The 20,275-nt window shown below is 44.5% G+C and carries 19 protein-coding genes; 5 read left to right on the plus strand and 14 right to left on the minus strand.

Annotated elements, in window-relative coordinates; all coding sequences use genetic code 11:
* Positions 1-33: 33 nt before the first annotated feature.
* From AC1MBV_RS04940 to AC1MBV_RS04950, 3 genes are all read right to left on the minus strand, one after another.
* Entirely contained in the window at positions 34-1,245 is a 1,212-nt protein-coding gene (locus tag AC1MBV_RS04940; protein WP_480947680.1) for an MFS transporter, read from the minus strand.
* 175 nt (positions 1,246-1,420) lie between these two features.
* Positions 1,421-2,326: a shikimate dehydrogenase gene (locus AC1MBV_RS04945; protein ID WP_480947681.1), complete on the minus strand. Its 906-nt coding sequence runs from the start codon at positions 2,324-2,326 to the stop codon at positions 1,421-1,423.
* A gap of 72 nt (positions 2,327-2,398) precedes the next feature.
* The gene (locus AC1MBV_RS04950) at positions 2,399-4,420 is read right to left on the minus strand and encodes an oxidoreductase (RefSeq protein WP_480947682.1); all 2,022 of its coding nucleotides are present in this window, start codon (positions 4,418-4,420) and stop codon (positions 2,399-2,401) included.
* A gap of 180 nt (positions 4,421-4,600) precedes the next feature.
* Here AC1MBV_RS04950 and AC1MBV_RS04955 point away from each other — a divergent pair, with 180 nt between their 5' ends.
* The gene (locus AC1MBV_RS04955) at positions 4,601-5,497 is read left to right on the plus strand and encodes a LysR family transcriptional regulator (protein ID WP_480947683.1); all 897 of its coding nucleotides are present in this window, start codon (positions 4,601-4,603) and stop codon (positions 5,495-5,497) included.
* A gap of 335 nt (positions 5,498-5,832) precedes the next feature.
* On the opposite strand, the gene ltrA is transcribed toward AC1MBV_RS04955, so the two are convergent.
* The 9 genes from ltrA to pfkB all read right to left on the minus strand — a co-directional run bounded on the left by ltrA (position 5,833) and on the right by pfkB (position 16,897).
* Entirely contained in the window at positions 5,833-7,218 is a 1,386-nt protein-coding gene (gene ltrA / locus AC1MBV_RS04960; protein ID WP_480947684.1) for a group II intron reverse transcriptase/maturase, read from the minus strand.
* Positions 7,219-7,717: 499 nt separating this feature from the next.
* Positions 7,718-8,869, minus strand: a complete 1,152-nt coding sequence (locus AC1MBV_RS04965) for a mannitol-1-phosphate 5-dehydrogenase (RefSeq protein WP_480947685.1) — start codon at positions 8,867-8,869, stop codon at positions 7,718-7,720.
* A gap of 17 nt (positions 8,870-8,886) precedes the next feature.
* Positions 8,887-10,968 (minus strand): BglG family transcription antiterminator, encoded by a 2,082-nt coding sequence (locus tag AC1MBV_RS04970; RefSeq protein WP_480947687.1) that lies wholly within the window; start codon positions 10,966-10,968, stop codon positions 8,887-8,889.
* 69 nt (positions 10,969-11,037) lie between these two features.
* Positions 11,038-12,942, minus strand: a complete 1,905-nt coding sequence (locus tag AC1MBV_RS04975) for a PTS mannitol transporter subunit IICBA (protein WP_255747615.1) — start codon at positions 12,940-12,942, stop codon at positions 11,038-11,040.
* A gap of 287 nt (positions 12,943-13,229) precedes the next feature.
* Positions 13,230-13,400: a YvrJ family protein gene (locus AC1MBV_RS04980; RefSeq protein WP_480947689.1), complete on the minus strand. Its 171-nt coding sequence runs from the start codon at positions 13,398-13,400 to the stop codon at positions 13,230-13,232.
* A gap of 79 nt (positions 13,401-13,479) precedes the next feature.
* Positions 13,480-13,698, minus strand: coding sequence for a DUF2922 domain-containing protein (locus tag AC1MBV_RS04985; RefSeq protein ID WP_255747619.1), 219 nt, complete (start codon positions 13,696-13,698; stop codon positions 13,480-13,482).
* 35 nt (positions 13,699-13,733) lie between these two features.
* Positions 13,734-13,952, minus strand: a complete 219-nt coding sequence (locus tag AC1MBV_RS04990) for a DUF1659 domain-containing protein (protein ID WP_255747621.1) — start codon at positions 13,950-13,952, stop codon at positions 13,734-13,736.
* A gap of 105 nt (positions 13,953-14,057) precedes the next feature.
* Complete coding sequence (locus AC1MBV_RS04995) at positions 14,058-15,956, minus strand: fructose-specific PTS transporter subunit EIIC (protein WP_480947692.1); 1,899 nt, start codon at positions 15,954-15,956, stop codon at positions 14,058-14,060.
* Positions 15,953-16,897 (minus strand): 1-phosphofructokinase, encoded by a 945-nt coding sequence (pfkB, locus tag AC1MBV_RS05000; protein WP_480947693.1) that lies wholly within the window; start codon positions 16,895-16,897, stop codon positions 15,953-15,955. The genes AC1MBV_RS04995 and pfkB overlap by 4 nt, the downstream gene beginning before the upstream one ends.
* 119 nt (positions 16,898-17,016) lie before the next feature.
* On the opposite strand from pfkB, the gene AC1MBV_RS05005 reads away from it, so the two are divergent.
* The 4 genes from AC1MBV_RS05005 (at position 17,017) to AC1MBV_RS05020 (ending at position 18,657) form a co-directional block, all read left to right on the plus strand.
* Positions 17,017-17,796, plus strand: coding sequence for a MurR/RpiR family transcriptional regulator (locus tag AC1MBV_RS05005; RefSeq protein WP_093671345.1), 780 nt, complete (start codon positions 17,017-17,019; stop codon positions 17,794-17,796).
* Positions 17,797-17,933: 137 nt separating this feature from the next.
* On the plus strand, positions 17,934-18,113 hold the full coding sequence (locus AC1MBV_RS05010; protein WP_480947695.1) for a hypothetical protein: 180 nt from the start codon (positions 17,934-17,936) through the stop codon (positions 18,111-18,113).
* 14 nt (positions 18,114-18,127) lie between these two features.
* A complete protein-coding gene (locus AC1MBV_RS05015; protein ID WP_480947697.1) occupies positions 18,128-18,277 on the plus strand; it encodes a hypothetical protein in 150 nt (49 codons plus the stop codon).
* Complete coding sequence (locus tag AC1MBV_RS05020; RefSeq protein ID WP_255747629.1) at positions 18,274-18,657, plus strand: RidA family protein; 384 nt, start codon at positions 18,274-18,276, stop codon at positions 18,655-18,657. Before AC1MBV_RS05015 ends, AC1MBV_RS05020 begins: the two co-directional genes overlap by 4 nt.
* Before the next feature lie 57 nt (positions 18,658-18,714).
* Here AC1MBV_RS05020 and AC1MBV_RS05025 read toward each other — a convergent pair whose 3' ends face one another.
* Both AC1MBV_RS05025 and rhaD read right to left on the minus strand, forming a co-directional pair.
* Complete coding sequence (locus tag AC1MBV_RS05025) at positions 18,715-19,335, minus strand: aldo/keto reductase (RefSeq protein WP_255747703.1); 621 nt, start codon at positions 19,333-19,335, stop codon at positions 18,715-18,717.
* Positions 19,336-19,368: 33 nt separating this feature from the next.
* The gene (rhaD, locus tag AC1MBV_RS05030) at positions 19,369-20,199 is read right to left on the minus strand and encodes a rhamnulose-1-phosphate aldolase (protein ID WP_255747630.1); all 831 of its coding nucleotides are present in this window, start codon (positions 20,197-20,199) and stop codon (positions 19,369-19,371) included.
* Positions 20,200-20,275: the final 76 nt, after the last annotated feature.

Raw genomic sequence — 20,275 nt, forward strand, 5'->3', positions numbered from 1 at the left:
AAAGTCAACACTAGTTAATTGCACCAGGTCTTTTCATATTGTTTTTGATTCCATTTTTCTCATCATCGGAACTACCTTACGATACCGATACGCAATGATCAAAGCTAGCACAAAACCTGCAGCTGCGATCCAAGCATCAAATACCATAATGTTAGCAATACTGGTATTTGACAGAACACCCGTAATCAATGGAATAGTAAACGACGCAATGCTGCCCAGCGTATAAAATGTTCCGGTAATCGTTCCTTTACCACGTGGAAATACTTCAGCCATCAAAACAAGAGCGAGTTGCATGACACCGCCTGCAGCTGAATACCCAATCACAAATGAGAATAGTACACAAACGAGCGGTTTCGGAAAGAGACATAGAACCACTAGTGCAGCCATTGATACGAATGTGTAGCCAACCAAGAAAAAAATTGTGTGCAATTTGCGTACAAGAACTGCAGTCACAAAAACGCAGACAATGGAGCCAATCGCATAATAGCTCATTAACGCACGTGAAGATGCATCGCCCATACCTGCGACACTGCTGCCATACTTGGTCAGCCACTGGCTCACCAAATAGAAAGTTGCCTGAGAGACATAACCGTACAAACAAAAGCAGGTGCCTTCGAGCCAAAATTTCGGCTTGCTGATAAAGATTGATGTTTGATCTCCCGACTGTTCGGATTCTTCGTTGACGGTCATAGGCGGGAATGGCCGTTTAATCAAGTAAATGGCATTGGCGACAAGGATGACCGCTGCAACAATGAATGACCATCCGTACCAAAGATGAGAAGCTACAAGAAAACTGATGATCAATGGAAGCAAAAACTGTCCTCCAGAAATGAATGCTTTCAAAACAATGTTTGCCGTTGAAGCTGTTTTTGGAAACGATTCCATGAGTGCCGGGTAAGTGCCACAATCAAGGAATGAATTAGCGATTCCGGCTAGAATGCCGAATACATAGGCAATACCAATATTCGGACTGATCAAGATACCGATAAAGAAGGCAATGTACGTCGCCAAACCCATATACACAAACGGTCTCCGTCCGAATTTGTCAGAAAGAACACCTGAAACAAACAGAACGATCAAGCGTCCGATCCCTAGAGCTGAAATAACAATTGCGACACCGCCGACATTTGTGTTCCAATGTGCGGCGAGAGCATCCATATTTTGTGCAAGGATAATGACACCCATCCCGTGAATAAAGTAATTGATATACAATCCGAGCGCAGTGGGCATATATTTGTTCTTCATAGCTGACCTTCCTTCCTCATTGTCAAAGTTAAAAATTATTCAGCATTTCCTAACTGAGACATTATTAAAATCTTGTACCGAACAGAATGACCAAATACAGAATTTTATTTCTAAAATAGATTAAATGTGATTTTTTTCACATAAAAATCACAAATGAATACTTATCGATATCCGTTTACTTATTTTGAGGTGCCGCGCTTTTTGTTTCGTCTTCTGCTAAGAATGGCAGTGAGCGTATATAATCCACAGGCATCTGTTTTCCCGTCCAGATTTCAAATGCACGTGCGCCCTGCCACAGCATCATGCCAAGTCCGTTAAAGAATCGGCAGCCTTGAGCCTCGGCCATGCTGAGCATTTTTGTTTTTTTCGGGCTATAAACTACATCCGTAACAATCAGATCCTTACGGAATACACTCGGATCATTAATAATGCTCTGATCTTCAAGCGGCTTCATACCGACACCTGTGGCATTACCGAACAGGACGCTGTCAGCGATTTCCGCTTTCAGTTTCTCCTCATCGGCTAAGTCAAAAAGTGTTGCCTTGCATGATGTTCTTGAGTTAATTTTCTCAACTGTGTGCATTGCGTTTTCAAAGAACGCATCTTTGCGGTTGAAAATTGAAATCTCTTTTACTCCATCCAGTGCCGCCTGCACGCAAATGGCCGTGGCTGCACCGCCTGCACCAACAATCGTAATTTTCTTACCGATAATATCAATGTCATTTTCTTTCAAATTACGCATATAGCCTGTTCCATCTGTAATGTCCCCTGTTAAAACACCATGATCATTGACTACGGTATTTACCGCGCCAACTAATTCGGCAGCCGGAGTAAGTTTATCCAAATAGTTCCCGATCAACCTTTTATTCGGCATTGATACGTTCCAACCGCGCAGTTTCAAAGCACGAAACCCTTTGATCACATCAGGTAATTCCTGATTATTTACTTCAAACGCAAGATAAACATAGTCCAACCCCAGCTTCGCAAAAGCTTCATTGTGCATAGTCGGGGACAGACTGTGCCGAATCGGTGTTGCAATCAAACCAATGAGTTCTGTGTGTCCTGTAATTCGTTCTGTCATGATAATCGTTCCCTTCATCACTTAAAATTTTTATATACAACTGCGCGAAAGCTAGAATACTTACTCCGGCTTTCATAATGCAGCAGAAAAACCCGCTTTCATGCTATCGACTTTTTTAATTGTTTTGATGATATCTCTAGCCTCTTTGGTGCCATTGATTAATCGCCGCGCCACCTTGCTATCGCCAATGTTAACCAGTTCAATTTTGTTTTCTCGGCAATAATCATTCAGCTCATTCGTCAGCGAATTAAAGGAACGCATGCCTAAACAAATGAATCCGAAATCGAAAGGAATCTGTTTCTCAGCACCTGCAACCTTTACATTAAAGTGATCACGTTCCACTTTTATTAACGGTGTTTCAGTTAACTGATTGACTTGATACTTGTCCAGCATCGCCATCATTGACACACGTGTGACCAGATCCAGATCTTTTCCTAAGACAGGAAGCATTTCAATGATTGTAACCGAACCGGCACCGCGTTTTGCAAAGTATTCAGCCACATCAAGTCCAACTGCGCCACCGCCAACAATCGCAATTTGCTTACCTTTAAAACTACTGAACCGCTTCAAATCGGACAATAAATCAAAAACGGAAAAGACCTTACGCTCCGAACTGACAAGTTGCTCCTTAAGCCCCTGAATTGGCGGTAAAAATGGTTTCGCACCTGTTGCCGTAACGATGATATCCGGGGCTTCAGCGGCGATCCGATCAAAATGAACCGTCGTGTTCAACGAAACTTTCAGATTCGTGAGCGACTTCGCCCTTTTTTCCAAATAGTTGGGAAAATCCTCAATTCTTTTTTTATCCGGAAGCCTTGAAATTTCTCGTGCGAGTCCGCCTAGATAGCTTTTCGTCTCAAACAGATGCACATCACAACCGACTTCAGCTGCCGTACAAGCCGCCTCCAATCCGGCCGTTCCTCCACCAACGACCATGACGCGCAGGGGATGACTCACATGATAGCGCTTATATGAATCCCCATGAATCAAATCCGGATTAATTGTACAGCGAATCGGCTTGCATTGTGCGATTCGATTATCCGCGCAGCCTATATTACACGAGATGCATTTTCTCATTAATTCTTCTTGCCCATGTTGCACTTTATTGACCCAATAAGGTTCGGCAAGAAGCCCTCTCCCGATCGCGATCAAATCTGCTTTTCCGCTTTCAAGAATTTTTTCTGCCACTTTAGGCGTACGAATGTTCCCCGATGTGATTGTTGGTTTATTGAATTTCTTTTTCACAGCCTCAGCCATGTATGCCCGCCAGCCATCCTCAAGAGACATTTCGTCGATCTGATACTGAATGGAGTCGTTCAACGCCGCCGATACATTCAGCACATCAACATCATCAGTCAAATAGTCCAACAACTGCAAAGTATCCTCTAATTTATTACCACCCGCTACAAATTCTTCCGCACTAAAACGCAAAGCGATTGGGAAGTTGACCCCCACCTGGCGACGCACTTCATTGATCACTAGTCTCGTGAATCGCGCTCTATTTTCCGGTGACCCGCCGAATTCATCCGTCCGCTTGTTATAAATAGGTGAAAGGAACTGGCTGAGAAGATAAGAGTGTCCGGCATGAATTTCGATACAATCAAATCCTGCACGTTGTGCGCGTCGTGCCGTTTCTCCATATTTCTTAACGATGAGCATTATTTCACCCTTTGTTAATGGGCGCGGAATCACCCCACCGGATTTTGACGGAATATTGGAGGCTGATACCGGCTGTTTTCCCTGAAGCCGACCAGGGTAAGCTGAAGCACCCGCATGATTCATTTGCACGGAAACACACGTTCCATAAGCGTGCATCGTTTCCGTAAACTTAAATAAACCGGGAATAAACTGATCATTATCCATTCTGAGCTGTGTTGTGCCATTTGTGCCCATCGGATAATCCAAACAAACATTTTCTAAAATAATTAATCCTGTACCACCTTTGGCTCGTTCTGTGTAATAAGAAAGATGATCCTCTGTCATACTGCCATCGAGATTGGCAAAATTTGTTCCCATTGGCGGCATGATAATTCGATTCTTAATCGTCATTCTTTTAATTGTTAATGGTTTGAAAAGTAAAGGATAGTCTTCCATAGTGACATGACCCCCATATCATATTGTTAAAAATGATTGATAATTATTTCACATGTATTAAATCAAAAGAGAATGATATTTATTTCACAATCTTATTGTAGAACGCGCTTACATCAAATACAATAAAGGTATACGGTTTTATCTATAGATGCCATCTATGCATTTTTCGGAGGTGTGTTTATGAATCTGAAACAATTGTATTATTTCGCCAATCTTGCCGAAACCGAGCACTACACCAAATCCGCTGAACTTCTCGACATTTCTCAACCAACGCTCAGTCACATGATCAAAACACTTGAATCCGAGCTTAACGTTCTCCTTTTTGAAAAAGAAGGTCGCAACATTCGTTTAACAAAATATGGTCGTTTATTTCTTCCTTATGTACAGAATTCACTCAATGAACTGGAGAAGGGAAGACGAACACTTGAAAATATGATTGATCCGAAATCTGGGACAATTGAGCTGGCTTTTATTTACACCATGGGGGCATCTTTTGTTCCAAAAATGGTTCGCCTGTTTTCTTCCCAAGAGGCTTATCAAAATGTAACCTTTAACTTTCATCAGGGGACAACTCATGACGTGATCCCCAAGATTTACGACGAAACCTATGATCTGGCTATCTGCTCCTACGTGCCTGATCTTCCCGAACTATCATTTTTTCCTGTCTATCAAGAGGGGCTTGTCTTAATCACAGCAAAGAATCATCCTTTAGCAAAGCAGGATTCTGTTAGTCTGAAGCAGACAACGCCATATCCGTATATCTTTTTCAGTAAAGAGAGCGGTCTATACCCACTCATCGAACAAACGATGCAATCACTACAGATCCATCCGAAAATTGCCTGTGTCGTAGAAGAGGACTTGGCGATGGCCGGTCTTGTTTCCAATAATTACGGCATTGCAATCATTCCGAAGATTAAAGCCCTGTCCTCCTTTAACCTAAAAATTATTAACATTGCGGATAACATACCTGCCCGAATCATCTATCTAGCCTTTCTCAAAGATCGTTATATACATCCTGCAGCAAAGGCTTTTATCAGCTTTCTAATGAAGCATAAAATCACAAGATTGACAAATTAAGGTTTTGTATAATCAGAAAGGTGTCACGACCTATTCTTCACTTCTACTGTTAGAAAACTTAGCTTCGCCAAGCCTCTGGTGAAGACGAAGCTGCCGTCGCGACGGTCACGGATGACCTAGGTCCGGTTCGCCACAGGACGTACTTCCACAGGACGTGTTGGCTTCGACGTTCCTCATAGGAAGTGAACACCGGTAGTCGAAGCTCCTTTATTGCCGAGCCACTTACATTAAATTTCTCTAAATCTTTATACTTTTGTGATCGAGTAGGAGGCAGTTCATCTGCCGACCTCTCACACCACCGTACGTACGGATCCGTATACGGCGGTTCAATAACTTTAAGCACTTTGAATACGCTGGAGTGTCTTGGAAAGGTTAATCAATCCAAGATGCTCCAGTTTTTCATTCGTTAGGGTGTAGCAGAGCGTCTTGCTGTGTACTGTCCGCCAGTAACCCTTACGGGTATTAGCGAAGGTGAACGCTTGTGCTTCAGACAACCCTAATTTTCGGAGTTTCTTATAACGGGTTTTAATTTTCTTCCACGATTTCCAGATATATTGACGAATTCTCGATCGGAGCCATTCATCGAGACGCTGGATGAAGGTCTTCATCTGCCCCATCCCGTAGTAGTGCAGCCAGCCTCTCATCTTCAATCGAATTTCTCCGAAGAGGACCTCAAGGCTGCGTCCCCGGTTGCGTTTGGTCATTTGTTTCAGAGCCATTTTGATGCGTTTCTTGGTTTTCGTGCTAGGGCGAGCATAGGCACCCTTACGGGAGACACCCAGGGAAAATCCCAGAAAGTTAAACTTCAGTGGGGAACCCACCTGCGTCTTTTGCCGATTGATCGTCAATTTCAGATCTTTTTCCAGAAACTTCGTGACACTGGCAAGCACTCGATATCCCGCACGCCGGCTTCTGACATAGATATTACAGTCATCCGCATAGCGCACGAACTCATGACCTCTTGCGGTGAGCAGTTGATCCAGTTCATTAAGATAGACGTTAGCCAGCAAGGGCGACAGATTCCCACCTTGCGGTGTTCCTTTGTTCGTTGCCTCAAAGAACTGACCGTTCATCACTCCGCTCGTCAGAAATCTGCGGATCAGATGCAAGAGTTGCGGATCATCAATATATTGGCTGATAAATTTCATGAGAAGATCGTGGTTGACCGTATCAAAGTAGGCTTTCAGGTCTAAGTCCACCACGTAGTGATAGCCCCGATTGTAGAGTGCCACCACTTGGTGGATCGCATCATGAGCACTGCGATGCGGTCTGAAGCCATAGCTGTGATCTGAGAACGCCCTTTCAAACATGGGCATCATCACTTGAGCCACTGCCTGTTGAACAATCCGATCGACGACTGTCGGTATGCCAAGTTTGCGCTTGGAGCCATCCGGTTTGGGTATTTCTACACGTTTTACTGGAGCTGGTTTATAGGTTCCATTCCGCAGGGATGCGACTAATTCGTCCCGGTGTTCTTTGAGATAAGGCAGTACTTCTTCTACGGTCATTCCGTCTATTCCTGCCGCCCCCTTGTTACGCTTCACCCGAAGGTAAGCTTGATTTAGGTTCTTTCGCGACAGGAGACGCTCCATCATTAAAGTGCCATTCTCAGCTGCACCTTCACCGGAGACCGTACTACGCGCCCCGGAGTACTCTTGGCCTTCCATGCCTGCCCTCTTCCGGCGGTCAGCTTGATGTTCTGTTTTCTGCGATTGTCGCACGGCTTCCACCTCCAATATCAGTGAGAATTGTTAGTGTTCGGTCCTTCGCTGCTAGAGACAGCTACTATGACCTCGGCTGACTTCTGCATCATTCAGCGGCACATCACTATACCGTTTGTCGCTGTGGGATATGGCATCCCTCTTGCCGGCAATGTATGATGCAGATCTCCCCGGGTAAGAGCAATAACCTTCGTGCCATGTAACTGCCAGCTCTACTACTCATCATTTTGAGCGGTATCGGACTTTGGTTTGTTTAGCAACCTTATCCATGACGCGCAGCCTTATAGCTGGTTCTTGTGCATCAGTTCAGCACTTTGCCTTAGACTTCCTTCAGATTCTCCCTCACGGGAGACACCCTTGTCCTCGGCTAGTAGTTCCGACCGCTACGGTCTACAGCGGACTTTCACCGCCAAGTTATTGCCCATGCCGGGCGCACTAAAAAAGCAGCACAGACCATAGCCCTGGCCTGTGCTGCTAATCTTAATATATGTGTAGAAAATTATTTTTTAAGCAAATTGAAGTTCTCATAGTAGCTTACGGCTTCCTTCGCAATCGGATCGTTGGCTCCAAGTCCGCTCACTTCTTGCAGAACAGCAACCACTCCTTTTTCCTTTAACTGTTGTTGCAGCTGTGCTGCTTCCGCATCTTCGGCAACATCGAACCGAAGTGCCGCCGCAATCACTTTGGCAAGATGCGTAAAGGACAATCCAAGCTTTTCAGCTTCACGAGCAGGTTTTACAAGCCGATCCTCCGGTCCAAGTTTACGAAGTGGTGAACGTCCGACACGAGTAACATCGTCATTCAGCTTCGGATTTTGGAAACGATGCAGGATTTTTTCAATATATTTTTCATGTACTTCTGGTTTAAAGCCATATTGCTTGATGAGATAAGCACCGGTTTCTTCAATCGTTGCCTTCACATCTTGATAGATGTCGGAATCACGCAGTGCTTCATGAATCTTCTCTTTCCCTGCCTGATAGCCGAGATATGCGGTCGTCGCATGCCCCGTATTTACGGTAAACAGTTTGCGTTCAATGTACGGCGCAAGATCCGGAACAATTTGCATTCCTTTTACTTCCGGGAGCTTTTCATTCGTTGCGACAATCCATTCGTGATAGTCTTCGACAAGCACGTCAAGCAATTCTTCATTATGCTGGATAGGCACAATTCGGTCGACTGCTGAATTCAAGAAATAAACGGTTCCGTCAAGCTTCTTCAACGTATCTTCATCAAGTGCTTTCAGAACTTCTTTTTTCAACAGATCGGTCGCATTGATCTGGTTTTCGCAGGCGATCACATAAATCTTTTCATCCGTATGCTTTACGCGTTCAGCCAGCCCTTTGGCGATGAGCGGAGCAATGAATGGAAGCACTTTTGGACCGATCGCCGTTGTCAGATAAACCGCTTTACCGATTGCTTCGATCACTTGGTCCGGATTTGTCTTACTGTTGATTCCGGAAACATTATGAATGGTGATCGTTTCTTGATTCTCTGCCGCTGTTCTCACCGTATAGGTCTGTTTTTCGTTTAAGGCATTAATTATTTCTTCCGCGATATCGACAAAACTTACATGGTAGCCGGACTCCGCGAATAGCGCGCCAATGAACCCTCTTCCAATATTGCCTGCACCAAAATGTACAACTTCCTGCATGATCCTCAGTCCTTTTATTAGAATTTATGAATGAAAAATCGATAAAAAATCGTTTCTAATTTTGCACGAATCATTTCTTCATTTGCTGATGCGAAAATTAGTGTACTCTCGCGATCCTCGACAAGTGAGGAGCTGATCATACTGATCGCTTCCTGAGCGACCGGATTTAAGGGGTCAGGCGCGAGTATCAGCAAAATGTTACTGACCGAACACGTTTTACCATCCATTGCTGCCAGTTCAAAATGCTCAGTTGAATGTGCTATTTTAAAACATAAGTGCCGTACCGACTTGTCTCGGCAGTGAAACAGCGCCATATTCGTTCCCGGAACGGCAAGTCCGGCCATACGCTCACGTTCGATCAGCCGCCAATAGACGGATTCACGGTCATCGATGATTGCTTGATCAAAGCAAGTATCAATTAATTGGATTAAGACATCGTTCATCTTTTCCGCCTTGTTCACTTGAATTACTGAGAAGGCTTTTAGAATGCCTCGAATTGCTGCCTGTGCTTGATCCACTTCATCCATCAACTGCTGTAGCGAACGTTGACCGGCAACCTCAGGGCTCGAAACGATTCGTTCCGGAAGCAGCTCCGCATCGGTCCCGCTTTTTGCCAAATCATGCGTGACCTGTTCGATCGCTGAAATATCTTCTTGACTGAGCAGCGGGTTTACAAACAGGCACGGTATTTTTTGTTTCGGCAAATGTACGGTAGATAAAATCAGATCAAAGGCATTTAAATCCATATGCCCCATTTCATGGATCGATGCTACAGTCACCGAATAAAGGTCCGGCATTTCCTTTCTTAACCTTGCTGCCAGCATTTTCGATGCACCGATACCGGTCGGACAGACGATCAACGCACGAATCTTTCGCATTTGTTTTCGCTGTTCCAGAGCGGAGCCGAAGTGCAGCACAATATAAGCAACTTCGTCATCAGGAAACCGGATTTGTTGAAACACCTGTTTCAAAGCCTGTTCAGTAATCTTGAACAGAACAGGAAACTGATCCTTAATTTGCTGCGTCAACGGATTAAACGAGGCAAGATCTTTTCTAATCCGGAACAGTGACGGCTCCAGATGTGCCATCAAGCCTTGAAATAAAGAGAAATCACTGTTCAAATCGACCTGCAACTGCTGTGAGATGTGCTGGATCAATTTTTTAATTGCTTTGCCCGTGATGACCTGATCAAAGTATATGGATTCGGCACTTTGCAACCGTGATCCTTTGAGCAGTGTTGCCATGAACGCCTTTTCCGAGTCCGTAAGTACGATGCCTAATTGATCGGACAGGAGTCCCGAAATCTTCTTAATAAAAGGTAGCGCTTCCTTTTCATGACTGTTTTGCTTCTCATCACCACCCGTTCCCTCTTCAAGCGGATGCCCGCTTTCAAAACGCTGCAGTGCAATGCACACCTGAATGAGAAAGCTGACATAGTCACTGTCCGCCAATTCCGTATAAAGCTTCCCAAGATCATGCTTCATCGCTTGATCGACCGTCGACAGGTAATCGGACTTGAAATAATGCAGGACATGCACTCCTGGCTTTAGCTGCTGATGGTTAATTTGAAAAATCGCTTCGATTAATTCTTCATTAAAGTAGAACAGGTAAAAATGAGCGAGCGCTGTGCGTTTGGCGCGTTCCGTGCCGATCATTTGCAAGCCGACGCCGCGTTTGCGAACGACATGCATCTCAAAGTCCTCAGTCCATGCGGACAGTTCATCCAGATACCCGCTTAAAGTTGTTGACGAGATATCCAGTTCCTTTGCCAGCGGTCCAGTTTTCATGGGTTCATCGGCCTCAAATAATTTCAGGAAGAGCAAAAGTTTGCGCTCCTTGGCTGACAAATCTACTGGCTTTATTTTTGAAAGCTCTTGAACCAGTTTGAATACGGATTTATCCGGTCCTTGAATTTGCAGGGTCTTATCTGCGTTTTGAATCAATTGCAGACCAAATGGTTTAAGCAGTTTCTCAACATTTTTTAGGTCGCGGTGAACCGTTCGCATGCTGACCTGGAGATAGGACGCCATCGACAACGTTGAGTGCCTGCCGCTCGTCTTAATCAGCAACTCAAGTATGGTTTTTTCCCGTGTGGTCATGTACATTCGATTTATCCGCCTTTTTCTTCTAACATAGCATAACGATCAGGCGATTTCTTGTGAAAGCACTTACTCGTTTTGCGCTGCTGCTTTATTTATGATCGTTAGCAGATCATCGACCGATTGTGCACGTATCATCTCGCCGACATTGATTACATCCGAGCAGGCAACAGCAATTTTTGAAAGAATTTCCAGATGGCTGTTATTCTTACCTGCGATTGCGAAAACGAGCCGAACCTTGTTTCCTTCAAAATTAACACTATCCGGGATTTGAACAATCACAATTCCTGATTCCAGCACTTCCTTCTTCACTTCTTCAGTGCCGTGCGGAATGGCAATGCCATTGCCCATATATGTTGACATCAACTGATCACGGGCAATCATACCTTCGACATACGACGGTTTCACATAGCCGCCTTCCACCAGCTTTTGACCTGCAAAACGGATAACCTCTTCTTTGGTCTTAAAGGATTGCTGGATGAACACATTTTCTTTTCGAAGAATCTTTCCATCAACAAATGGCTGTGTTTCCGCTTCTTCCGGTGCCGCCGATTCAATCTTTTCTCCTTTGCTCAACTGATTGATCAAAAGATCGTATTCAGGGCTGCTTAGGAAGTTGTCGACAGAAATATGGAATGCGTTCGGTGCCTTGTCTCGTGCTCTTTGTGTCAATTCGGATTGAGTCACCACGATTTGCGCATCGCTTGGTATGGAGCTGACTGCCGTGTTGGTCACGTAAATATCCAGCCCTGCTGCCTTTACTTTTTTCTTCAGCAGAGACGCACCCATAGCACTTGATCCCATGCCGGCATCGCATGCAAAAACGATTTTCTTCACAGCTTTCGGATCAAATCCTTCACTATTAGTCAATACACCGGAAACGCTGCTCTTCTTTCCTTTCATGCTTTCCATTTTCCGTGTTGCTTCATCAAGATCATCATTCCCTGATTTATCTGTTTTTAAGATCAGCATCGAAATCACAAATGAAACGATTAATGAGACAAGCACATCCGCAATGTTTGCTGCAAAACTGCTAAACGATTTCGGAGTTACGGCCAACATTGCGAGAAAGCTGCCGGGAGATGCCGGTCCGACTAAACCGCCTTTCAATGTAACCAAGGTGAAGATACCACTCATCCCACCTGCAATGGTCGCCAACAGTAAAAGCGGTTTCATTAAAATGTAAGGAAAATAGATTTCATGGATGCCGCCGAAGAAATGAATGATTGCAGCACCCGGTGCCGACTTTTTCGCATTGCCCTTTCCAAAGAAACAATAAGCGAGAAGAACGCCCATGCCTGGTCCAGGGTTCGCTTCAAGGAAAAAGAGAACAGATTTACCGTACTGACGTGCCTGTTCAACTGCAATTGGGGTCAGTACACCGTGATTAATTGCATTGTTTAAGAATAATACTTTGCCTGGCTCAATAAACAAACTGGCAAGCGGAAGCAAACCGGCATGCACGAGCCATTCGACACCAGAAGCAAGTCCGTTGCTGACCACATCAACAACCGGTCCGATACCAAAGAATGCCACAATTGCAAGAATTGCTCCGAGAATACCTGCAGAGAAGTTATCAACAAGCATTTCAAAACCGGTCTTGATTTTGCCTTCAATCGATTTGTCAAACTTTTTAATGACATAGCCGCCAAGCGGGCCCATAATCATCGCACCGAGAAACATTGGAATATCGGTCCCAACAATGACGCCGGCAGTTGCAATAGCACCAACGACACCCCCGCGATGACCAAATACCAGTTTACCGCCGGAGTAACCAATCAAAATCGGCAGCAAATATTTTACAAGCGGGTCAACCATTGTCGCTAATTCTTTATTCGGCAACCAACCTGTTGGAATAAAAAGTGCTGTAATCAACCCCCAAGCAATAAAAGCACCAATATTCGGCAGAATCATTGAACTTAGGAAGTTTCCAAACTTTTGAACCTTAACTTTAACACCAGAGCCTGCGGACATTATTTTCTCCTCCTTTTAAGGTCTTACTAATTGAAGCTACTTAAAAAAACGGTTTGTTTATTATTGTTTATTAAGCGCTTACATTTTCTATATCTCTGCTACATTTCTATTATAGTGATCCCCCGTTCACAAAAACAACACAAACTAAAACCAGTTTTGCCAACCCTTGTGTGACAAAACTGGTTCAAACCGATGCACGTGGTATTCGATCACGGCTGAGCATCAATGCAGGAATAATAGTAAAAGGCGGCATAAACCGTTCAAACGAACGTTGTGCCGCCTTTCATTCAGATTTGTCTTTTCATCCGTTCGTCCGGCTGGCCGGCCTCCTGGTCGACCGGAAGCAAACGTACCGACTGAATCAGCTCATCAAGCTTGCCTTCAATTCGATGCAAGAGAAAAAAGGTGACGACAGCCGGAAAACCAACATCCTTAACCATGGATAACCACACCTCCATAGAAGCATCCTCCTTTCTGATCATTAATAAAGGCCAAAGAGAACGTGTTCGACATTCTCTTCGGCCTCATATGATCTCATTATACGTCTAGTTCAACTGGCGTCGTGTTGTTTTCCGAGATGCGTGCCGATTTAACGCTTGTTAGATCACCGCCCAATGATCGGAACACGTTCTCTGCGATAAGTGTATTCATCGCGTCCTTAATCGCAACTGGATCCGCCGGTTCAACCGGATCATTCAATGAGAGTGTCACACTTTTGCCCTCAGTATTTAAAAAAACAAGATTCAGTTTCTTCATTCCTTAGCTCCTCCTTTCGATTTATTTGTAAAGGATCAGCCGATTATTTCGGCTGTGTCGTTACGCTCAACTGAAATGAGCGGGTGCTGCTGCAGCGGCGCTAATTTCTGTGCGATTGCGAGCAAGCTATTCTCTGAAGCAGCTGGCTTAATGTTTCTGAATGATTTGGTGAGCAGAATCTGCTCGCCTTTTTCATCTAAGCCGCCATTCAGATTCATCACAAAGACCGATTCTGTGATTGTACTGGTTGCCATCTTGATCACCTCCTACATGTTTTAAGTAGGACGTGATTGCAAAATATGGTGAGTCTTGCTAAAAAAAACCATCCGGCGTCGGATGGTTTTTTAAGAAACAATTCTTCAATGAAGCAATGCATAGATTTGGTCTGCATTTGTCGCTGTATTCAGCTCATGGACTATACGTTTATCAACCAATTTCTGAGCAGTATCCGACAAATAGTGCAGGTGTGCTTCACTGCCTTTCGGTGGGATTAAGAAGGCAATCACAAAGGTTACCGGTTTCTGATCAAACGTTGGCCAGTCGGTGATCGGAGTTTCAAGTTTTACTGCCAGCATCGCCGCCTTTTTAATGGTCTCAGACTGAGCATGTGGAATCGCAAAACCGTCTTCCATGCCGGTTGAGCTCTGCTTTTCCCGATATTGAAAAGCCTTGACTAATCGTTCTTGGTCGCTCACATTCCCTTTAATCTGCATTTTTTCAGCAATAAATCGGAACAACTCATCTTTCGTTTGGACACCTTTTTCAAAATAGATGTTCTCTTTGCTCAAGAGTGTCTCTTGAGCAAGTGTCGGAGCAGCTTCATTGCTTTCTGCAGCTGCCTGAGCAGCATTATCTGCTTCCGTTGCTTTCAAATTTTTGTTAAAGCGATGTTTCTGATCAATAGCGATTAAGTAACCCGACACTAAAGCTCCTGCAAGAATGGCCAAGACCCAGAGCAGCGGATGGGTTACAATCGGCAGCACGATAAATCCTCCGTGAGGTGCCGGTACCTGAACCTTCATATAATAGGTTAGAATCGCAGCGATCGACGAACCGACCATCAATGATGGGATGACAGTAAACGGACTCTTCGCCGCAAATGGAATCGCGCCTTCAGTAATATGTGTGGAGCCAAGCAGAAAGTTGACATAGCCGGCGTTACGTTCTTCTTTTTGAAAATACTTACCGGCAAACAGAACTGCAAAACCAGTCGCAATCGGTGGCGCGATGCATGCGGCAGAGACGCCGGCCATGAAATAGAAGTTCCCTTGACCAAGCAGTGCGACCCCAGTTACATAGGCTGCCTTGTTTACCGGACCGCCCATATCAAACGCGCACATGATACCGACAATCAATCCGAGCACAAGAGGACTTTGATTCTGCATATTGCTTAGAAATTGCATCATACCTTCATTTATTGCTGTCATTGGCGAAGACAGTAAAATCATTGCGTATCCACCAATGAGACCGCCCAGCACCGGAAGCAGAAAAATTGATTTCAGACCATCTAGTTGTTTCGGCAGTCTTTTCAAGCCGTATTCAAGCAGAAGGATCAGATATCCGGATAAAAACCCACTGACAATACCGCCAAGGAAACCGGTTCCATTTGTGAACGCGATCATACCGGTGATAAATCCAATCACGAGACCTGAGCGTTTTCCGATCGCTTGAGCGATGTATGCCGACAGAATCGGTACCATTAATCCCAGCCCTACCTTGCCGATCGCGTTCAGATTGGCTGCGAAAACATTGTATTCATTGCTTTTCGGATCTGCCGAATTGATTCCGAACATGAAGGAAATGGCGAGCAGCACACCACCGGCAACAACTACGGGAAGCATGTGAGAAACGCCGTTCATCAAGTAAACATACAGTTTGTGTGCAACCGATTCTTTATCAACACTTACGGTCGCACCGCTTCCGCTCGGAGTCTGTCCGCTTTTGAACAGAGGTACGGAACCGTTTACAATTTCATCAATTAATTTTTCCGGTTCTTTAATTCCTTTCGTTACCGAAACCTTGATCACACGTTTACCCGCAAAGCGATCTTCGTCAACATCCTTATCAGCGGCGATAATCACGCCGTCCGCTTCTGCAATTTCCTTTGGTGTCAAGCCGTTTTCAATACCCGCTTGTCCATGCGTTTCCACTTTTATCTCAATACCTTTTGCCTTTGCCGCATCTTCAAGCGCTTTCTTAGCCATAAACGTATGCGCAATTCCTGTCGGACAACCTGTTGCCGCAATAATTTTTGTCATGATTCTCTTGCCCCCTTCAAATGTGTCGTAAGTTTAATTTGTTTCATTAATTCCGGAACATCAGTTAAATCGCTGAGTCCTGCGGTAAACGCCGTTGAGGATCCCGCTGCCGTCGCATAAACCAGTGCGTCTTCCAGGCTTTTGTTTTTGAGCCTGGAACCAACAAAAGTACCGAGCAGTGTGTCACCGGCGCAGGCTGTATTGACTACTTCGCCCTTAGGTGCTGTGGTGAACAGTACTCTCTCACCATCTGCGTACATCGTGCCCTTCTCCCCTCGAGAAACCAAGATTCGCTGTGCCCCTTTTTTCAGTAACTTTTCTGCCGCTTCAATCAGCTGCGCTTCACTATTAAAAGAGTCAGGCTTTACACCCAGCCATGCCGCCAACTCCTCATCACTCGGCTTGATTAGGTAGGGATGATCTTCAAGGCAACTCAGTAGCGCATTCGAGCTGACGTCAAGAATCAATTGAAATCCTTTTTGTGCTGACAATTGAGAAATTCTTTTCAAAATCGAATCATCGACGCCTCTCGGTAAACTGCCTGACACGAACAGCATATCCTTGCCGGTAAGCTTACTGATTTTATCAATCAATTGCGCTTGCGCGGCCAAACTGATCGCCGGTCCGCGATTCACCGCTTTATATTCCGCGGCACCTGCTTTTATAAACGTATTAATGCGTGTGATACCATCGATTATGACGAAGTCGGTCACAATACCGGTCCGATTCAGTTCATCATCAATATACGTACCTGTAAACCCACCTAAGAATCCGGTAGCTACACTGTCAATCCCCATTTTTTTCAGCATAAATGATATATTGATCGTTTTCCCGTTTGCCTGGTAATCTTCGAAAACACTTCGATTAACTACATGAGGTTCGAAACTGTTAAACTCAGTAAACAGATCAATTGCCGGATTCATCGTGCATGTATAGATCACGGATTATCCCTCGCTTTCACTTGCATCTTCTCTACTTTTTCATTATGCCATGATTGTTTATGAAAATGTTTTCGAAAAAGGATATAATCAATGTAAAGGTTTTCAAATTGGAGGTCAAGATGGACTTTACTTTTTTCGAACGCGTCAATCAGTATTTCGAAACACTCAGTGACAGCGAAAAGTTTCTGCTCCGCTATATTCAGGAGCATTTGAATGACATGCCGAAAATTTCAATCGTCCGTTTAAGCGAGAATGCCAACGTGTCGACAGCGACGATTGTCCGTACAATGAAGAAGCTTGGCTATGAAGGTTTTACGTCCTTCAAGATTCGTCTGAAGGACGAGCATCGGCTTGCTCCCGAGTTTTCCGTTGTCGAAAAAGTCGATAATAAAATTAAAGAAGCCATGCTTAAGAATGAACAGGAAGTCACCAAAACGATACAAATGCTTGATCGCGGTACGATTGAAGATGTATTGCAGAAAATCATTTACTCAAGAAAAATTGTGCTGTTCGCCCGCGGCTTTTCTGAACTGATCGCCAAAGAGATGACCGTTAAATTTCAGCTCACCGGCAAGTATTGTGAAATGCATGACGATCCGAACATCATCACGACGATCAGCAAGCGAATAGATAAGAAAGATCTCGTTATCTTCATCTCACTCAATGGACGTACCGAAGAATTGGTACAGGCAGCGAAGAACTGCAAGGCAAACGGAGTCAGCACAATCACACTGACCGCCAATCGTGAGAGTCCGCTTTACACCTTGTCCGAACTGACGCTCGTCGGCTACAAGTCGAAAGTATCCTATTTCCCGGATTACGAAGTGCGCTCACGGCTCCCGCTGCAGGTCATGGCGCGCATCATTCTGGATGCCTACGCCATACGCACGCGTTCCTGATTATACGGGAAGTGCGTGATCACGCATGATAAATGCGGATGCACGCACCAAAAATGCGGGGCACAAAGATACTACTGGAACTACAATGAAACAAAAGGTTGTTCATTCCTGAGATCAATGATTGGAGGTTACTTTTGATGAAAAGAAGTACATCGCTAATCATTGTGTTGGCAATTGTAATCCCCTTTGAGATCCTGATTAATCTCTTTGTTCATAACAATATTGTCGCACCGATTCTCATAGGGTTATTAGCTTTTACATCCGTACGTTTCTTTCACTATTTAAATAGAAAAGGGTTGCTGAAAAAAAGACGCTGATGAGCACCTGTGTAGTGACAAATCTTTTTGTTCCACAATTAGTTATTCGCATCGTGCAGCGCTATGGTAAACTAATAAAGACTATTGATTCGCGGCTTTCGTCATTGATTGCTCCGACAATCGCGCGTAGCCGTTCACACACATCTGGAGGTTTGATTCAATGAAAAAGCAAATCGCAACAAATGCTGCACCAAAAGCTGTTGGTCCCTATTCACAAGCCGTTCTTGCCGGAGACTACCTGTTCGCTTCCGGACAGATTCCTCTTGATCCCGCAACAGGCGAAATCGTCGAAGGCAGTATCGAAGCGCAAGCTGAACGCGTTTTTCTCAACCTGCAGGCCGTGTTAAATGAAGCCGGCCTCGATTTCTCAAACGTCGTGAATGCCACCGTCTATCTTGCTGACATTAATGACTTCGCGACCGTAAATGGCATTTACTCAAATTACTTCACTGGAGAAATCCTCCCGGCACGCTGCGCCATCCAAGTAGCTGCCCTGCCAAAGCAAGCAAAACTGGAAGTCTCCTGTGTCGCATATAAAGGATAAACAACAAGCCTGAACGTAGAGTATTCCGCGTTCAGGCTTGTTTCTGTATGGATATTGTTAAAAATCTTCTGGGTCACTATTATTGCGCTTATCTTCATTCAACGTATCAATCTGCTCCATTTCATAAGCAGACAACTCAAAATCAAAAATGTTCGCATTGCTGACCACATGCTCTGGATTTATTGATCGCGGAATTGTGATGATGCCGTGCTGCACAGTCCAACGCAGAATCACCTGTGCCGCAGTTTTATCATGCATTTTAGCTATCTCATTTACTGACGAATTGGTCAGTACCTTCCCCGTTCCAAGCGGTGAATATCCCTCGACCTGAATATTCTGCTCAGCGCAATAGGCTCTTAGCGGTACTTGTGACAAGAGCGGATGAAGTTCAAATTGATTAATTGCCGGCCGAATTTTGGCATCCTCTAACAATGTCTCAATATGATGCGGATTAAAATTACTTACGCCTATCGCTCGTACTTTGCCTTGCTGATACAGATGCTCCATTGCCCGCCACGAATACTTGAATTTCCCGGTTACCGGCCAATGGATAAGATAAAGATCTAAATAGTCAAGTCCCAGAGTCTTCAAGCTCTTATCAAAAGCCCTGAGCGTCTCTTCATATCCCTGATCGTCATTCCATAGCTTCGTCGTAATAAAAAGTTGATGCCTGTTGATCCCTGATTGTCTGCTATATTAATTATTTTTTTCTTAATGGAGAATACCATCTTTGGGTACTACATTGAATGCCTGTGCAAGATCCTTTAATTGACTGTCCGTTATTTGAGCACGAACATTTCGGTAGGTAAGCATATAGATCTGTGCTGCTTTTTCAACCGTCTCAATTAAACCATAGGCATCGTCAAAAGTGTCACCAGACGCCAGGATACCGTGATGAGGCCAGAGAACAATTCGCGAATCCCGCATCTTCTCAGCGGTTGCTTCAGCAATATCACGATTTCCGCACACCATCCATGGGATAACACTGACACCATCCGGAAACACAATCAGGCATTCGCTGATGATCCCCCATAGTGTACGCGTCAGCTCTTTCTCATCAAGGGAATGAACGAAAGTCATCGCGGATATATTCGTCGCGTGATTATGCAGAATCACCTTATGATTTGGATTCCGTGCTAGGCGCACACTATGTGAAAGCAAATGGGTTGGAAATTCACTTGTTGGACCTCTTCCCGCCTCAAACCCCCAAAGTACATCAATCGAATCACCGCGCTCATTCAACCGAACAATTCCCAGTTCTTCACTAGGCCGTTTTTCCACATTTTTAAAGTAGCTACCAGTGGCAGTGACTAAGAATGTTTTTCCAACCAAGTTTTCAGGTACTTCTCCGAATCCGTTGAATGGTAATGATTTCTTAACATGATCCGGATTCAGATAAGGTCTTAACTCATCCTCATCAATAATGTAACTAATGTTCCCCCCGTTACGTTCATCCCAGCCATGCAACCACATTATTGATGCCAGTTCTGCCATTTCTTTAACAAAATTTGCCTCTATTATGCTTTTCGAAGCTACGGTCATAGTTAATCATTCCTCTCATCAATTGATAAAATGGGGATGTTAATTGCATCCAAAAAAGTAATCGTTTTCATTTCAT

The organism is Sporolactobacillus sp. PKPK-6 (assembly GCF_056678885.1).

What these genes read in the sequence shown, in the direction of transcription:
- AC1MBV_RS04950 (WP_480947682.1), bottom strand. Translation starts at nt 4,420, where the DNA reads ATGGAAGACTATCCTTTACTTTTCAAACCATTAACAATTAAAAGAATG.
- AC1MBV_RS05010 (WP_480947695.1), top strand. Translation starts at nt 17,934, where the DNA reads ATGAAAAGAAGTACATCGCTAATCATTGTGTTGGCAATTGTAATCCCC.
- AC1MBV_RS05020 (WP_255747629.1), top strand. Translation starts at nt 18,274, where the DNA reads ATGAAAAAGCAAATCGCAACAAATGCTGCACCAAAAGCTGTTGGTCCC.
- AC1MBV_RS04995 (WP_480947692.1), bottom strand. Translation starts at nt 15,956, where the DNA reads ATGACAAAAATTATTGCGGCAACAGGTTGTCCGACAGGAATTGCGCAT.
- AC1MBV_RS04965 (WP_480947685.1), bottom strand. Translation starts at nt 8,869, where the DNA reads ATGCAGGAAGTTGTACATTTTGGTGCAGGCAATATTGGAAGAGGGTTC.
- AC1MBV_RS04940 (WP_480947680.1), bottom strand. Translation starts at nt 1,245, where the DNA reads ATGAAGAACAAATATATGCCCACTGCGCTCGGATTGTATATCAATTAC.
- AC1MBV_RS04970 (WP_480947687.1), bottom strand. Translation starts at nt 10,968, where the DNA reads ATGACCACACGGGAAAAAACCATACTTGAGTTGCTGATTAAGACGAGC.
- AC1MBV_RS04975 (WP_255747615.1), bottom strand. Translation starts at nt 12,942, where the DNA reads ATGTCCGCAGGCTCTGGTGTTAAAGTTAAGGTTCAAAAGTTTGGAAAC.
- AC1MBV_RS04980 (WP_480947689.1), bottom strand. Translation starts at nt 13,400, where the DNA reads ATGGAGGTGTGGTTATCCATGGTTAAGGATGTTGGTTTTCCGGCTGTC.
- AC1MBV_RS04945 (WP_480947681.1), bottom strand. Translation starts at nt 2,326, where the DNA reads ATGACAGAACGAATTACAGGACACACAGAACTCATTGGTTTGATTGCA.
- AC1MBV_RS05005 (WP_093671345.1), top strand. Translation starts at nt 17,017, where the DNA reads ATGGACTTTACTTTTTTCGAACGCGTCAATCAGTATTTCGAAACACTC.
- AC1MBV_RS04990 (WP_255747621.1), bottom strand. Translation starts at nt 13,952, where the DNA reads ATGGCAACCAGTACAATCACAGAATCGGTCTTTGTGATGAATCTGAAT.
- rhaD (WP_255747630.1), bottom strand. Translation starts at nt 20,199, where the DNA reads ATGACCGTAGCTTCGAAAAGCATAATAGAGGCAAATTTTGTTAAAGAA.
- AC1MBV_RS04955 (WP_480947683.1), top strand. Translation starts at nt 4,601, where the DNA reads ATGAATCTGAAACAATTGTATTATTTCGCCAATCTTGCCGAAACCGAG.
- AC1MBV_RS04985 (WP_255747619.1), bottom strand. Translation starts at nt 13,698, where the DNA reads ATGAAGAAACTGAATCTTGTTTTTTTAAATACTGAGGGCAAAAGTGTG.